Source organism: Paenibacillus sp. KN14-4R, assembly GCF_052180255.1.
In the GTDB taxonomy this organism is placed as follows: domain Bacteria; phylum Bacillota; class Bacilli; order Paenibacillales; family NBRC-103111; genus Paenibacillus_AM.
The window spans coordinates 1,510,415-1,525,701 of the sequence record NZ_CP197466.1 but is presented as its reverse complement, the minus strand read 5'-3'; the positions used below and the strand labels follow the sequence as shown (position 1 = coordinate 1,525,701).

Below are 15,287 nucleotides of genomic sequence, written 5' to 3'. Positions count from 1 at the left end.
AAATTTTAACTCCCTCCTCCCTAGAAGGTCACGATCTACTTTCGCAGGTGAAGCTCTTTTTCTAGGGAAATAATTTCTGTAAGAATTTGTGCTGCACGCTGCGGATTTCCTTCCCGTTCAACACGTGTCATTTCTTCTCTTTTACGTATAATGGCTTGTTGTTTCGGATATTTGCGAATCTCGCGAATATAATCGTCAATTACTTGATGACTGTCAGCATGCGCATCCCCGATTAATGCAATCGAGACTGCAAGTCGTTTAAGTCCCTCATCTTCAAGCATCGTCATATAACGACTCGGGCTAGGCTCCTGGTGTTGCGTGTAATAAGCGTATAAATAAGCAGCTAACACTGCGTGAGCTTCAACGTTAAATCCGTCGCCCAAATGCTCTTGTACATACATGCAGATTTCACCATCATGCATCATCAGAGCTAGAAGTTGGCGTTCGGCATTATGATAAGCGGGATAAAGAGCGGTTCTTTCCTCACTCCTCCCATTATTCATAACATTATTCCACAGATTCTGTTTCTTATCCCCGATCTGTTTGTTTTTTTCCGCTTGAATTCTCGTCTCATTCACCTGATGCTTTAAATCCTCATACGATACATGAAACTCAGAAGATAAATCACGAAGATAATGTCCTCGTTCCAGCGGAGAAGGCAGTTCTGCAATCATTTCCATCGCCTTATGCAAATAACGCAATCGATCTCGCTCTTCACCTAGCTTGAAATTTTTGCGAATATGCAGCAATTGAAACCGAATCGTAGGAACAGCACCTTCGATAATTTCTTTTACAAAACGTTCAGGGCCCAAGCTACTGATAAATTCGTCCGGGTCTTTACCATCAGGCAACATTGCAATGGAAACTTCACAATTCACTTTTTCAAGAATAGGAATACTTTTATAAGCAGCGGCTTGCCCTGCAGAGTCCCCATCATAACAAACGATAACTTGTTTAGCCATGCGGGATATAATCTCCGCTTGTTCATGCGTAAGCGCTGTTCCCATCGTTGCAATACCCGTGTGAACCCCTGCATCCCAAGCTTTAATCACATCCATATAACCTTCAAAAAGTACCAATGTCCCCGTTTTACGAATGTGAGGACGAGCTCCATGCAAATGAAAAAGAGACCGACTTTTATTAAACAGCATCGTCTCCGGAGAGTTTAAATATTTGGGCTGCACATCCCCAAGCGCTCGACCTGCAAATGCGATGACATTACCCAAAGCATCACGGATTGGAAACATGATGCGATCCCGAAACCGATCAATATAGCCGCTGCCTTCATGGCGTGCGGATAACAGACCACCTTTCTCCATGAGAGAAAGATCAAAGTCATGCTTTTCAAGCTGCTGAGCAAGAACTTCCCACATCGATGGTGCAAACCCAATACCGAAATTTTCGATATGTTTATCTGTTAGCCCCCGTGAACGAAGATATTCTAGTGCCCCTTTACCTTGATCGGTGTTTCGTAAAATATATTGATAAAGCTTCGCGGCAAGCTCGTGCGCTTTCAATATAGCAGAACGATCTCTTTGTGCTCCCGTTTCTTGTGGCGTAGCCGCCTCCCAAGTTATCGGTATTCCTGCATCTTCTGCTAATTGTCGTACGGCTTCCCCAAAGGAATATCCTTCTTTTTCCATTATGAATTGAATGGAATTACCACCCGCTCCACATCCGAAGCAGTGATAAATTTGTTTGTCAGGTGTTACCGTAAATGAAGGCGATTTTTCGGAATGAAAAGGACACAGTCCTTTCATATAATGGCCTTGCTTCGTTAAGTTCACGTACTTTCCAACGACATCAACGATATCATGGTGCTTCAATACCGCATCAATTATGGCGTCAGGAATGCGTCCATTGCTCATTCAATTCACCTTCGTTTCAAATACACGTAATACTATTCGCTATATGATGCTGTTCTCCTGCAATGTTTGCAAAAGTCGTGTCAAACTTTGTAGAAAATTTTTGCGATCTTCTTCTGTGAATGGTTTTGGACCCTTGGAATGCTTTCCACTCCGGCGCATTTTCATCTGAGCATGCCGCCGATCTAGCAAGTAGTCAATGTTTTCATTCGTATACAACTGACCCCTGACAGATAAAGCATAAGCTCCCTTACCTAAAGCCATAGCAGCCAATCCAAAATCACCTGAAATTAAGATATCGCCCTTTTTGATGTGATTGGCGATATACAGATCGGCCGATTGATCAGCACGATCCACTTGCACAATGGATACATGATTCCCTGCTTCTTTCAAAACATGATCATAGGAAGCAACAAGCATAACAGGCACGGAATTAGCCTGTCCCGCCAAAATGACTTCATTCTTAACGGGACAAGAATCCGCATCGACAACAATTCGATGTGTAGTAGGCATACAACAAGTATCCTCTTTTTCATTCATTTATAAAATCCAAATGGGTACGAATCGTATTATTCTTGGACACTACTCAAAAATCCTGCATAAATATCATACGAAGTTTACCACATTAAGTTGCATTTTTAATCTGTTAATAAATGGAGTATCTCTTATTGCCAAACAAGCTTGGAGAAATCAGCAAATTGACGCAGGTCAGAAGCAATGCCATTAAGCAACGCAAGACGATTACGACGAATATTGTCTACATCTGACATTACCATGACGCTGTCAAAGAATGTCGTAATTACATCTTTCATATCCGTTAATACAACAAGTGCTTTTGCTTCCTGCTCATCGACCAAGCATCCATGATATAGAGGGTAAGCAGCTTGCCATGCTTCATACAAATCTTTTTCCGCTTGCTCTTGCAGCAATGCGGCATCAACTGTGTCGGCTGGGTCTGCTTTTGCAGCCAAGTTTCCAACACGGTTAAACGATTCTACTGTCGTCTTGAATCCAGCATCTTGAACTGCTGCTCCTAGAACATCCGCTTTACGAATGGCTGCACTTAAATGATCAATGCCGGATCCCATGATTGCATCGATGACATCGTAACGAATGCCTTTTTCAGTCAATACGTTTTTCACACGCAACCCGAAGAAGTCTTGCAAATCAGACTTGATTTCCTGTGCATCACGTTTGACCAAATTCGATTCTTGAAGCACTTGAAGTGCAGCACCAAATACTTGGGAAAGGGAAACTTGCAACTTATGATCAAGCGTCATTTGTACGATACCCGCTGCTTGACGACGAAGTGCATAGGGGTCTTGAGAGCCCGTTGGAATAATTCCAATGGAGAAACAGCCAGAGATTGTATCCATCTTATCTGCAATCGATACGATCGTGCCAACAATGGATGCAGGTGAAGTATCCCCTGAGAAACGTGGCTTGTAATGCTCATTAATAGCCACTGCCACTTCTTCTTTCTCTCCTGCAATACGAGCATAATCTTCACCCATAATTCCTTGCAATTCTGGGAATTCATATACCATTTGCGTCACTAAATCGAATTTGCAAATTTCTGCCGCACGGCGAATGTCGCTACGTGTTGCATCATCCACACCAATGATGGTGCCGAGCGCATCAGCTATTTTAACAATACGACGTACTTTATCCCCGATTGTGCCTAGTTCCTCTTGGAAAACGATATTCTCTAAGCGCTCTAGACGGCTTTGGATCGTCACCTTCTGATCTTCTGCATAGAAGAATTTCGCATCAGATAAACGAGCGCGAAGTACTTTCTCATTCCCTTTGGCAACTGTTTCAAGTGAGCGGTTGTCACCGTTACGAACGGTAATGAAGTATGGCTTTAAATTCCCCGCTTCATCAAGTACTGGGAAATAACGCTGGTGCTCACGCATCGATGTAATGAGAACTTCCTTTGGAATATGAAGGAAATCTGGATTAAACGAACCAACCAGCGCTGTCGGATACTCAACTAAGTACACAACTTCTTCAAGCAGGTCTTCCTGCATGGGAACGACCCAACTTTTTTCTGCTGCAAGATCCTGAATCCCTTTCACAATCAACTCACGACGCTCCTCCGCGTTAACAAGAACCGATTGCTGACGCATCGTTTCTACATAAGATGATGCATTTGCGATATCCGTATCCGTTCCTAAGAAACGATGTCCTCGTGTCGTTCTGCCAGATTGCACGCCTGTAATGGCAAACGGGATAACACTGCTACCAAATAGCGCCACAAGCCAACGAATCGGACGAACAAACTTCAGATCGTTTGAGCTCCAGCGCATATTTTTAGGGAAAGTCATCGAAGTTATCATACTTTCAAGCGTTTCGCTTAAGCTTTGAGCAGTATCTATCCCAAGGGTATTCTTAGTTGCATACACATATTCCACACCTTGCAACTCTTGGAAATATAAATCTTCAGGAGCAACACCTTGCGAACGTGCGAATCCAAGTGCGGCCTTGCTCCATCCCCCATTTTCATCTGCAGCAATTTTACGGGATGGGCCTTTAACTTGCTCTGTCATATCAGAGCCTTTATCCGCTACATCCGCAATTAAAACTGCCAAACGACGCGGCGTTCCATATACTTTTACTTCTCCATACTCGACTCTAGATTGTTGCAACCATTTTGTTAATTTATCAGCAAGCTGATTAACGGCATCGGATACGAAACGAGCTGGTACTTCCTCTAGACCAATTTCAAGTAATAGATCCTTTGTCATCTTACGCATCCCCTTTCTTGAGCAATGGGAATCCAAGACGTTCCCGTTCCTCTAAAAATGTTGCTGCACATGCACGCGCTAAATTACGAACACGCATAATGTAACCTGTACGCTCCGTTACGGAGATCGCACCGCGAGCATCTAACAAGTTAAAGGTATGGGAGCATTTCAAAACATAATCATAAGCAGGGAAAACTAAATTCTGTTCCAATGCGCGCTTTGCTTCCAATTCATAAGTTGTAAATAAACCGAACAACATTTTAGCATCTGAAACTTCGAAAGTGTACTTGGAATGTTCATACTCAGGTTGGAAGAATACGTCGCCGTATTTAACCCCTTCCACCCACTCTAAGTCATAAACATTTTCTTTATCTTGAATATAAGAAGCTAGACGCTCCAAGCCGTACGTAATTTCAACGGATACCGGACTTGCATCAATGCCACCTACTTGTTGGAAGTATGTGAATTGTGTAACTTCCATTCCGTCCAGCCATACTTCCCAGCCCAGACCCCAAGCACCTAGTGTCGGAGATTCCCAGTTGTCTTCAACAAATCGAATGTCATGATCAAGCGGTTCAACACCCAGTCTTCGCAAACTCTCTAAATAGAGTTCTTGAATATTGTCTGGGGATGGCTTCATAATGACTTGGAATTGGTGATGTTGATACAAGCGATTCGGGTTTTCTCCATAACGACCATCAGTCGGACGACGTGAAGGCTCAATATAAGCTACATTCCACGGTTCTGGACCAATCGATCGAAGAAATGTCATGGGATTAAATGTACCGGCGCCTTTTTCGACGTCGTATGGTTGCATAATGATGCAGTTTTGCTCAGCCCAGAACTGCTGCAACGTTAGAATCATAGATTGAAAATTCATTGCAATACCCCTTTCCAACTGACAGATTATAGTTACTTTATTCGCAGACTCATTTATATCAGGCAAAACGCAAAAAAATCCCGCGCCTACGTCTGCTGCCCAGACATAGGGACGGGATACTATGTACCCGCGGTTCCACCCTATTTGACCTTTGCATGAGAATGCATCGGCCCACCTTCATCAATCACCGCACTCAAGAAACGCCCTTCATCGATTCGTAAGACCGGACTCTCACCATCACCGGTTCGCTTCACTTCGTTTATCGACTACTCTTTATCCTTCATTGTGCGAGTTATAAGTATTTGTTGTCACAAAATAATAGCAAACAGAAGTCCCGTTGTCAACGAAAGCTCTCTGACGGCTTTCTGAAATTATAATTCATATTTTTCGAGCTGCTCAATAAAGGAACGTGCCTTCCACTGAATTCCTACATGTGTATCCATATAAGCACGCATGCACACTTTAATCTCTGCCTTGGTCTGATCCTTTATAGTGATATTGCCAAGCCTACGGATATCCAAATCACGTAACAGACGCAGCAGCTTCCAAGTCCCCTCTTGGATTGGGGTTGCCCGTGTATCTTTATTGCGGCATTTTCCACAAATGACTCCACCAAGCATCGCACTAAAGAACATATAAGGCGTAATTTCACCGCAGCTTACACATTGATCAAGTTCAGGCGCGTAGCCGGTCAGCATTAACATTTTCATCTCAAAAAGATGTGTCACAACCGCCATGTCCTTGCCTTCGTCAAGAGCGCCAAGTCCTGCTTTTAGTTGCTCGAACAAGTAACCGCTTGCATCTTCAGCCGAAGTCATTCGATCCACAAGCTCTGTCATATAAGACGCATAGGCGGATAAATAAAGATCTTCTCTCAGTTTACGATAAGAGTGAATAATCTCTCCGTGATTGAGCGTGCCCATATCACTTTGCTTGTAGAATACAAAGTCACCATAAATAAAAAGCTGCGTCACAGCACCGAGGCGACTTTTCACTTTCTTCGCCCCACGTGCCATAACGCTAACCTTGCCCATTTCTTTTGTATATAAAGCAATAATCTTATTGCCCTCTCCGTGATCAATTCCCCGTAACACAATACCTTCTACTCGATAAATCATGTTTAGCCTTCTCCCATATAGCTGCAACTCATTACAGAGTAACGCTAGCCTAAATGTTCACTGACCATGTCGGCTTCTAAAGCACTATTTTCCTCGTCTCCATCCAGCTGTTCCGACATGCCATTACTAATTTCTCTGTAGAGCATATACGCATCCACATCTCCAGTTGCACAGAACATGTTCCATGAAAAATCTCTCATGACTCTCATCCTCTCCGTTCAACAATGATGGTGAAGCAGTTGATACGTATAGGATGTTGCGAAGGAGCCTTGCCTATGCGTTGCAATTAATGGCAGGTATAAACATTATTCGTCGCGGAATCCGAGATCTTTGAGGACACGTTCTTGATTGCGCCAATCTTTTTTCACTTTGACCCATAGCTCAAGGAATACTTTGGAACCAAGTAACGTCTCGATGTCGATCCGAGCTTTTTGACCAACTTCCTTAAGCAATGCACCGCGTTTACCAATGATAATACCTTTCTGCGAGTCACGTTCCACATAAATGACAGCTGAAATTCGAACTAAACCATTCGGCTCCACTTTCATATCTTCGATTCCTACTGCGATCGAATGAGGTATCTCCTCACGTGTTACATGTAAGATTTTCTCACGAATAAGTTCCGCACATACGAACTGCTCCGGATGATCCGTTACTTGATCTGCTGGGTAGTATTGTGGACCTTCTGGCAAATATTTCGTAATCTGCTCCAACATCGTTGTCACATTATTACCATTTAGTGCGGACACCGGAATAATTTCTGCAAATGGATACATATCCTTGTACTTCGTAATGATCGGAAGCAGTTCCTCAGGTTGCACCATGTCAATTTTGTTGAGCAGCAGTAAGACAGGCGTCTTCACATTCTTAAGCTGCTCAATAATGTATCGATCTCCACCGCCATAACCTTCAACTACATCGACTAAGAATAGTACAGCATCAACCTCATTAAGAGTGCTGTGTGCCGTCTTCATCATATAATCGCCAAGCTTCGATGTTGGTTTATGAATTCCCGGCGTGTCTAAGAATACGATTTGAGACTGATCGGTCGTATATACACCATGAATTTTGTTTCGTGTCGTTTGCGGCTTATCGGACATGATTGCAATCTTTTGTCCAATCGCTTGATTCATTAGTGTGGATTTCCCAACATTCGGGCGTCCTATAATGGATACGAACCCTGACTTGAATTTTTCTTTCTGACTCATGTAAGTCCCCCAGTTGTTTACTTATTTTAAATCTTTTGGCCCAAAAGCACCTGGTAACAATTCACTTACTGTCATTGTTGTCCAATCACCTTTTAAATTACTCATATAGACAGGCATATCTGGAGAGCATAGTTCAATAAGTACTTGACGGCAAACGCCACATGGCGAAATCGGACCAACTGTATCCCCGATTACAGCAATCGCTTCAAATGATCCTGGCTTATAGCCATCTGCGATCGCGCGATGCAATGCGGTACGTTCCGCACAATTCGTAGGGCTATAAGCCGCGTTCTCTACATTGCAACCTATGTGTACAACCCCGTCTTTCGCAAGCAGCGCAGCACCCACTTGAAAACCCGAGTAAGGTGTATATGCTTTCAGTCTAGCTTCAGTAGCTAGCTCCATTAATTGTTTAGAATCCATTGTTCATTACTCCTTTACATGATCATTCATGATCCTGATTAAGTATAGTATACCGCCACAAGGGTCGTAACTACACAACCGACAATGAGGCCCATTAGAACCGATCGAAATGTACTTTTTCTCCAAGCTGCGGCAAATGTAAGTGCTGCAAACAATACGTATCCGATCACGGCCAGCAGCACATTTGAGGTGAAAAAAGGGATAAAGGTTACAACTGCAAAACACAGCGCGGCAACAACATGGATCGTTATCGGCTTTGCCTTTGTTCCCCAAATTATGTGCGGTATGCCTGTAATCAGAAAAACAAGTATAAATGTAAATATAACCGTTAACAAGTCAAGCTTCTTATCCACACTTGGAAGCTGACCCTGCAAGATGAGAAGTGCAGGTTCATAAAAAACGATTACACCTACTAGTATAGCAAATACAGAGCAAATGAGCACTGCCCCCGCAGCGCAATCCTTAGCCGCTTTCGCTAAAGGGTGTACTTGGGCCGTCGTTAAATCAACGGCTTTCTCAATTGCTGTATTCATCACTTCAGCCATAAGCACAAGTGTAATTGCAAGCAAAATAAACAAAGAAGATAAAAGAGGCAGCCGCACAATTAAGGCAGCCGCCAAGACGATAATCGCTGCACTTAGATGGATCTTCATCATGCGCTGCGTTTGAATGGTATAAATAATTCCTTCGTAAGCATAAATAAAGCTTTTATGAAAGGAAGGTCTATTAATCAACGAGAAAGCCCCGCTTTCGCTAAGATGGCTTCTTGTTTTCCGAACATCTCCTTCTCAGCAGCTTCATTGTCGTGATCATACCCAATTAGATGTAGAAATCCATGTACGAATAAGAATCCGATCTCACGCTCAGCGGAATGTCCATATTCCTCTGCTTGCGCAAGGGCTGTTGGAATCGAAATGATAATATCTCCAAGTGGTTGAAGGTCAATTCCATCTTCAGCATCTTCATCTGCGTACTCACCTGCTTCTTCTTCCTCAGCAGAATCCATTTCAATTTCTTCTTCTTCGTATTCTCCATCGTACTTGATTTGAAGCTCGTCATCTAGCGACTCTTGCATCGCAAAGGAAAGGACATCAGTCGGCTTATCTAAGCCGCGGTATTGCTTATTGAGTTCCTGAATCGTCTCATCATCTACAAAAGACAAGGAAACTTCGCCTTCTTGAACCCCTTCCGCTTCACCAGCGAGCTTTAACAATACTTTAAGCTGTGCAATCATTTCAGAAGAAATATCCATTCCTTCTTGTCCATTTACCCAGTCTAATCTCAATTTAGCCATTTACTTTCCCTCCACTTTGGGGTCATTAGGATATTCAATACGTGAATGAAAAATGCCTAGCAGTGTTTCATTCAACGTTTTTGCAATTGTGTCTAATTCTTTGAGTGTTAGATCACATTCATTAAATTGACCATCATCTAATCTGGATTTTATAATCTTGCGTACCATCGAATCGATTTGTTCCATCGTCGGGTTACGCATTGATCTTACTGCAGCCTCCACACAGTCAGCAATCCCAACAACAGCAGCTTCCTTGGATTGCGCCTTCGGACCTGGATAACGGAAATTTTCTTCCAGTATTTGTTCGCCTTCCTCTGCCTGCTGTTTAGCCTTATGGAAAAAATATTGCAGCAAAGTCGTGCCATGATGCTGTTCTGCAATATCTCGAATTGCCTTTGGCATCTTATACTCTTTCAGCATCTCCACACCATCACGTGGATGAGCAGTAATGATCGATGTACTAAGCTCAGGCTCAATTCGGTCATGCGGATTCTCAATACTTGTCTGATTCTCGATAAAATAGCTTGGTCGCTTCGTTTTCCCTATATCATGATAGTAAGATCCAACTCTGCATAATAAGCCATCAGCACCAATCGATTCAGCAGCTGCTTCCGCTAGGTTGCCCACCATAATGGAATGATGATACGTCCCTGGTGTTTCAGTCAACAATTTACGTAATAGCGGATGATTTGGATTGGATAATTCTACCATTTTAAGCGGCGATAAAATACCAAATGCCGTTTCAAAGAAAGGTAAAAGTCCAATAACGAGTACAGATGTTAGCAATCCGCCTCCAACCCCATAAGCAAGTGACAATAATGATTCGTTGCGATTCATCCCGCCATCAAGCATTAACAAGCATCCAATAGCGACAACCCCTGCGAGTGAAATCACAAGACCGGCCTTCAAAATGGACGAACGCTGACTTGCACGCTGTATGGAAAAAATAGAAACAAAGCTAACCACGAGCGTTACAAATCCATAACGGTAATCAAACGGCTGTAAATGATCGGTATTAAAAATAATGGATGCCAAAATCGATAATAAAATAGACGCAATATAAGCAATCGGCGCGTCAAGCAAAATCGCAATCAACATCGCACCTACTGCTGTCGGTGCAAGAAAGGCTAAATTTTGATTTTCCAAATTTTGCGCGATCCCAAATATTTTCATAATGATAATACCGATGATTAATATCAGGACAAGCATAAGCAGCTGTGTATTGTTATATCGAATCGGCAGATGGCTCTGTCTCACGAGCATGTACATGAGAAAGCAGAATAAAGTCACAAGAATAAACAACCCTACATGCGGCCAATAATTCGCTTTATCTTTAAGGAGCCCGAATTCTTTGAGCTTCTCATACAAATCATCTGTAATTAAATCACCCGCGTTCACAAGCACATCATTCTTACTGATAAAAACAGGTTTGACCGTTTCTTTTACTTTCGCTTTTGCCTCATCTGTCCCTTTATCGTCATAGAAACGGTTAGGTGTGATAACCGCCCGGCAAATTTCTGTCACAAGCTCTCGAGCAGTGTTCTTCGTCAAATTCGACGTATTGACAAGCTCTACCACCTTTGAACGAGCGACCTGAGCATCTGTAATCTGATCCGCCATGAGCTTATAGACGATTTCCCTAGCGACAGGAAGCATCTCTGCTACTTCTTCCTTCGTCAGCCGTGGGAATTTGTAGAAGCGCTCGTCAGAGAGTCGATACGTTTGATCGTCCACTTTTTGCCTAATTTCACTAATGAATTCAGGGCTATACAGACCGCTCCCGATAAAGTTCTTGATCATTTGCTCTTCGGCTTCTTTAATGATGGACGGAATTACAGTGCGGAACATATTGACTTTATCTTCATATTTCGCTTCTGTATCCCCGTTAATCGAATTGATTTTGAAAAAGATCGCATCCACGATATCTTCATTTTTAAAATTAACTGTTTTATAAACGGGCATTACTTTTTTTGCAGCATCTTCTTTCGCTTGATCCGTTGCCTCTTTATTCTCCAACTGCTTAGGCGCATAAATCGTCTTATCGCTCCGCTGGCCTTTAACGATGTTATAGGTTTGCGGAACAAGCGGGTTGATCAGAGAAAAATAAAACATGATGCCAAGAACAACAAACAATATGAGCCGCACCCATTTGCTGTACCTCCAGCCTTGAAGACGAACATCCTGATTGTCTGATGTACGTACCGGTGTTTGGGTCAATGGAATCATTCCTTATCTTCGTTATACGCTACAATAATCTTCTGTACCAATGAGTGACGAACGACATCTCCTTCTGAAAAATACATAAAACCAATATCCTCAATCTCACGTAATATACGTTCTGCTTCCTTTAAGCCAGAAGATTTACCTTTGGGTAAATCGATTTGAGTGACATCGCCTGTTACAACCATTTTCGAATTAAATCCAAGACGTGTCAGGAACATTTTCATCTGCTCCGGCGTTGTATTCTGTGCTTCATCTAGAATAATAAACGAATCGTCGAGTGTACGACCTCTCATATAGGCAAGAGGCGCGATTTCAATCATTCCGCGTTCTAGCATCTTCGCCACTGGCTCGGTCCCTAACACATCATAGAGCGCGTCATACAAAGGTCGTAGATAAGGGTCGACCTTCTCTTGCAAGTCGCCTGGTAAAAAGCCAAGACTTTCACCAGCTTCTACAGCAGGACGCGTGAGTACAATTCGTTTAACATGTCCTTCTTTAAGTGCCATGACAGCTAGTACGACTGCTAAATACGTTTTACCTGTTCCTGCAGGTCCAATCCCAAATACAATATCCAGTTTCTTAATCAAATTGACATATTGACGCTGACCAATGGTTTTGACACGAATCGGTTTACCCTTACTTGTATTGGTAATCACAGCTTTAAACAGGTCGAGCAACTGATCAGCACGCATCTCTTTAGCAAGCTCCCACGCATACTGAACGTCTCTTTGTGTAACTACGTAATTCGCCCGAATAAGTTCCAATAACACTTGAAACAATTGCTCAAGCGATGCTGTCTCAGCAGCAGATCCTTGAATGGCTATTTCTGCATCTCTCGTAAGAATTTGCGCTTCAGTATGTTCTTCGATCCATTTCAGGAACGTGTCCTGTGGACCAAATAAAGCAAGTGCTTCTGACGGGTTGCGAAGTGTAATTTTTGCATGTTGACTATAGTCTGCCAATAGATTCATTCTCCTTGTGTAGCAATAGGTTGTTCCTGCACAATATTTTCTTCTACTGCAAAATGAACTTCCATATAAACTTTACCACTCTCTGTTTTCTCATGCAAAATATTTTGGGAGATAATGCGTGAACCTGTACCTGTCTGAGCCAATAATTCCTCTCTAGCTTGCGCAATTGCCGTCTCTTTAGCTTGCTGCGGATCAATTGATTGTTCAATCACACGCATATCCATCAGTTTCTCTGTCATCCAACCAATTGGCAGCGTAAAATTACGCCATTGCAGCGTGCTTCGCTTCACATTTGTTTCATATTGGTTAAAAGAAGGCTTCCCAAAGCCTGTTATTTTCAACGCACGAGAGCCAATGACGAGATAATTCCGGCTCTTGGACTCACCTGTTAACACCTTATATTGGCGAGATAAAGGCGATTCAATTTTCGAGGTGTACCATACGATTCCTCTCACTATACCCTCTGCTACAACCGCTTGGCTGTAATTCGCATCTCCGATATAGCCCGAAATGAGAACATCACCCTGCCTGACATACGTCTGCGGCTTCACGAGAGGTTTTCCTTTCGTCGTTAAAATTTCAGTAACCAGTGCATTTTTAGAAGCAATGAGATTCCGCGGAGATTGGAGCGGCTTCTCTTCTGGAATACGCGCTTCAACAACATGAATATGTAGATGAGTCCCTCTCACTTCAATCCCGACCCAAGTCGTTTCTGGGAGATTGGCTTGCAACTGTTTAGCGAGCTCTGCTGTATCCTTCAATCGGTATTTCCATTGAAAACGGTATATCCCTTGTTTTGCCGCAGCTTGCATAATGACGGATTCTGAGATTTTATCATTACCTGTAATAGACACTTGCCACACTAACGATGTCAGCATGTACAGAGCAATAACAAAAGCAGCAATCCCTCCAATAAAAATTTTCCGTTTGCTCATTTTTTCAAGAACAAAAGGCGCACCTTTACGCCCAGTCACATGCACTTTACAGCCTGTCCGACGTAAAATTGGACGCAACTTAAAAAAGTCGCGCAGCATCAGATTCAACTGAATTTTATTGGGCCCTAGATAACGAATGTCCCAGACATGCAGAGAGCGAGATAATACCGCATTTAGAAAACCATCTGTGTCTTTACCTTTCACTTCTACACAAACAGACCCTTGAAACCATGTCATCATTGCTGACTGCATGTCCCATCCCCCTATTCGGACTTTAATTTAACTTTTAGGTATGTACTTCACACTATCGATAAAACCCTCAATAAACACTTCTTCCGTCAAAATGGCACGAATGACTAGCTGTTTACCTGTCACTTCAACTTGCCCTTTTGAAAGCTGCAAACGAAGAAGCTCATCGGAGAAATGGAGCACCCCTTGATGATTTTCCAAATACAATTGAACATTGCCGATCAGTGTAATCCGTGGCAAATCTTGAACAACGTCTTGTGGCAAATCCAACATTTTCGCAGCAAATTGGTTCAATTTACGTGTTAAGCGTCCCATAGCTCCACACCTCCTCTATACACAGCATCTCGCAGACATAGGCATAGCTTTTAACATCCATATGCAGCGTGATCGAAATTTATGAAGAAGGTAATTATAGATTGCATTTTTGCTTCAATTGGAATATAGTTAAATATTGAGAATATTCAGGGGGTGAATGTATGACACGAACAATACAGCGAATCAATCGAATCTTTTTCGTTTCATATTTTCATTCTTTTAACACTAAGGCTATTAAGCTTTAGTGTTTTTTTATGACGTTGGAGGTGGCTATATTGTATAAAAGAGTGCTTATTAAGCTAAGTGGTGGAGCCGTCGCAGGCAGTAGTGAGTTCGGATTTGACCCTCTGCAGTTAGAGCATATTGCCAGCGAAATCGTGTCGGTCATAAATATGGGGATCGAGGTCTCTATTGTTATCGGCGGAGGGAATATTTTTAGAGGCAATATGGGTGAAAACTGGGGAATTGAACGAGCAGAAGCAGATAATATCGGCACACTTGCAACCGTCATCAACAGCCTCATGCTAAGAGGTGTACTAAAGGCACGAACAAATGCCGAAGTAAGGGTCATGACTGCTATTCCCGTCAGTTCAGTCGCAGAGCCATATATCCGCCTCAGGGCTATACATCATCTTGAAAAAGGGTACATCGTCATCTTCGCGGGTGGCAACGGTCAACCATTCGTTACGACCGATTACCCATCCGTCCAGCGTGCAATCGAAGTTGAGTGTGACGCCATACTCGTCGCCAAACAAGGGGTGGATGGCGTATATAACAAAGATCCTAAATATCACGCTGATGCGAAAAAATATGACTCCCTGCATTATAATGATGTCCTTCAACACGATCTCAAAGTGATGGATCAATCTGCATTTATTTTGGCGAGGGATTACAAAGTTCCGATTCATGTATTCGATTTCGATAAACCTGGTTCTATGAAACAAATCTTAACTGGCAATCAAATTGGCACGCTCATTAGTGCCGAGTCCATCATGCGTTACAGCGAAGAAGCAGTCGGTCAATAATAGAAATGGCTAGGAAAGCGGAAATGAGATCCGA

The 15,287-nt window shown here is 42.8% G+C and carries 15 protein-coding genes; 1 reads left to right on the top strand and 14 read right to left on the bottom strand.

Going from position 1 to position 15,287, the window contains the following annotated elements; all coding sequences use genetic code 11:
• Nucleotides 1-35: 35 nt before the first annotated feature.
• The 14 genes from dnaG to yqfC form a co-directional block, all read right to left on the bottom strand.
• Nucleotides 36-1,868, bottom strand: a complete 1,833-nt coding sequence (gene dnaG / locus ACSBOP_RS07105; protein ID WP_442603725.1) for a DNA primase — start codon at nucleotides 1,866-1,868, stop codon at nucleotides 36-38.
• A 39-nt stretch (nucleotides 1,869-1,907) separates the two neighbouring features.
• Nucleotides 1,908-2,378, bottom strand: coding sequence for a YaiI/YqxD family protein (locus tag ACSBOP_RS07100; protein ID WP_442603724.1), 471 nt, complete (start codon nucleotides 2,376-2,378; stop codon nucleotides 1,908-1,910).
• Nucleotides 2,379-2,530: 152 nt separating this feature from the next.
• Nucleotides 2,531-4,612: a glycine--tRNA ligase subunit beta gene (gene glyS / locus ACSBOP_RS07095; RefSeq protein WP_442603723.1), complete on the bottom strand. Its 2,082-nt coding sequence runs from the start codon at nucleotides 4,610-4,612 to the stop codon at nucleotides 2,531-2,533.
• Nucleotide 4,613: 1 nt separating this feature from the next.
• Nucleotides 4,614-5,492 carry a glycine--tRNA ligase subunit alpha gene (gene glyQ / locus ACSBOP_RS07090; RefSeq protein ID WP_442603722.1) on the bottom strand — a complete coding sequence of 293 codons (879 nt, stop codon included), beginning with the start codon at nucleotides 5,490-5,492 and terminating at the stop codon, nucleotides 4,614-4,616.
• Nucleotides 5,493-5,863: 371 nt separating this feature from the next.
• A complete protein-coding gene (gene recO, locus ACSBOP_RS07085) occupies nucleotides 5,864-6,610 on the bottom strand; it encodes a DNA repair protein RecO (protein ID WP_442603721.1) in 747 nt (248 codons plus the stop codon).
• 44 nt (nucleotides 6,611-6,654) lie between these two features.
• Entirely contained in the window at nucleotides 6,655-6,810 is a 156-nt protein-coding gene (locus ACSBOP_RS07080) for a YqzL family protein (RefSeq protein WP_442603720.1), read from the bottom strand.
• Between the two features lie 105 nt (nucleotides 6,811-6,915).
• Nucleotides 6,916-7,818 (bottom strand): GTPase Era, encoded by a 903-nt coding sequence (gene era, locus ACSBOP_RS07075; RefSeq protein WP_442603719.1) that lies wholly within the window; start codon nucleotides 7,816-7,818, stop codon nucleotides 6,916-6,918.
• 21 nt (nucleotides 7,819-7,839) lie between these two features.
• On the bottom strand, nucleotides 7,840-8,241 hold the full coding sequence (gene cdd / locus ACSBOP_RS07070) for a cytidine deaminase (RefSeq protein ID WP_442603718.1): 402 nt from the start codon (nucleotides 8,239-8,241) through the stop codon (nucleotides 7,840-7,842).
• A gap of 38 nt (nucleotides 8,242-8,279) precedes the next feature.
• Entirely contained in the window at nucleotides 8,280-8,975 is a 696-nt protein-coding gene (locus tag ACSBOP_RS07065) for a diacylglycerol kinase family protein (RefSeq protein ID WP_442603717.1), read from the bottom strand.
• Nucleotides 8,972-9,535 carry an rRNA maturation RNase YbeY gene (ybeY, locus tag ACSBOP_RS07060; protein ID WP_442603716.1) on the bottom strand — a complete coding sequence of 188 codons (564 nt, stop codon included), beginning with the start codon at nucleotides 9,533-9,535 and terminating at the stop codon, nucleotides 8,972-8,974. The genes ACSBOP_RS07065 and ybeY overlap by 4 nt, the downstream gene beginning before the upstream one ends.
• Nucleotides 9,536-11,761 carry an HD family phosphohydrolase gene (locus ACSBOP_RS07055; protein WP_442603715.1) on the bottom strand — a complete coding sequence of 742 codons (2,226 nt, stop codon included), beginning with the start codon at nucleotides 11,759-11,761 and terminating at the stop codon, nucleotides 9,536-9,538.
• Nucleotides 11,758-12,720, bottom strand: a complete 963-nt coding sequence (locus tag ACSBOP_RS07050) for a PhoH family protein (protein ID WP_442603714.1) — start codon at nucleotides 12,718-12,720, stop codon at nucleotides 11,758-11,760. The genes ACSBOP_RS07055 and ACSBOP_RS07050 overlap by 4 nt, the downstream gene beginning before the upstream one ends.
• Before the next feature lie 5 nt (nucleotides 12,721-12,725).
• Nucleotides 12,726-13,916, bottom strand: coding sequence for a sporulation protein YqfD (yqfD, locus tag ACSBOP_RS07045; protein WP_442603713.1), 1,191 nt, complete (start codon nucleotides 13,914-13,916; stop codon nucleotides 12,726-12,728).
• 27 nt (nucleotides 13,917-13,943) lie between these two features.
• Nucleotides 13,944-14,228, bottom strand: coding sequence for a sporulation protein YqfC (gene yqfC / locus ACSBOP_RS07040; protein WP_442603712.1), 285 nt, complete (start codon nucleotides 14,226-14,228; stop codon nucleotides 13,944-13,946).
• Between the two features lie 254 nt (nucleotides 14,229-14,482).
• Here yqfC and pyrH point away from each other — a divergent pair, with 254 nt between their 5' ends.
• Nucleotides 14,483-15,253 carry a UMP kinase gene (pyrH, locus tag ACSBOP_RS07035; protein WP_442603711.1) on the top strand — a complete coding sequence of 257 codons (771 nt, stop codon included), beginning with the start codon at nucleotides 14,483-14,485 and terminating at the stop codon, nucleotides 15,251-15,253.
• The last annotated feature ends 34 nt before the right edge of the window (nucleotides 15,254-15,287 follow it).

Bases quoted from the DNA above. Each gene is read 5' to 3' on its own strand.
- dnaG (WP_442603725.1), bottom strand. From the start codon at position 1,868: ATGAGCAATGGACGCATTCCTGACGCCATAATTGATGCGGTATTGAAG.
- ACSBOP_RS07100 (WP_442603724.1), bottom strand. From the start codon at position 2,378: ATGCCTACTACACATCGAATTGTTGTCGATGCGGATTCTTGTCCCGTT.
- glyS (WP_442603723.1), bottom strand. From the start codon at position 4,612: ATGACAAAGGATCTATTACTTGAAATTGGTCTAGAGGAAGTACCAGCT.
- glyQ (WP_442603722.1), bottom strand. From the start codon at position 5,492: ATGAATTTTCAATCTATGATTCTAACGTTGCAGCAGTTCTGGGCTGAG.
- recO (WP_442603721.1), bottom strand. From the start codon at position 6,610: ATGATTTATCGAGTAGAAGGTATTGTGTTACGGGGAATTGATCACGGA.
- ACSBOP_RS07080 (WP_442603720.1), bottom strand. From the start codon at position 6,810: ATGAGAGATTTTTCATGGAACATGTTCTGTGCAACTGGAGATGTGGAT.
- era (WP_442603719.1), bottom strand. From the start codon at position 7,818: ATGAGTCAGAAAGAAAAATTCAAGTCAGGGTTCGTATCCATTATAGGA.
- cdd (WP_442603718.1), bottom strand. From the start codon at position 8,241: ATGGATTCTAAACAATTAATGGAGCTAGCTACTGAAGCTAGACTGAAA.
- ybeY (WP_442603716.1), bottom strand. From the start codon at position 9,535: ATGGCTAAATTGAGATTAGACTGGGTAAATGGACAAGAAGGAATGGAT.
- ACSBOP_RS07055 (WP_442603715.1), bottom strand. From the start codon at position 11,761: ATGATTCCATTGACCCAAACACCGGTACGTACATCAGACAATCAGGAT.
- yqfD (WP_442603713.1), bottom strand. From the start codon at position 13,916: ATGCAGTCAGCAATGATGACATGGTTTCAAGGGTCTGTTTGTGTAGAA.
- yqfC (WP_442603712.1), bottom strand. From the start codon at position 14,228: ATGGGACGCTTAACACGTAAATTGAACCAATTTGCTGCGAAAATGTTG.
- pyrH (WP_442603711.1), top strand. From the start codon at position 14,483: ATGACGTTGGAGGTGGCTATATTGTATAAAAGAGTGCTTATTAAGCTA.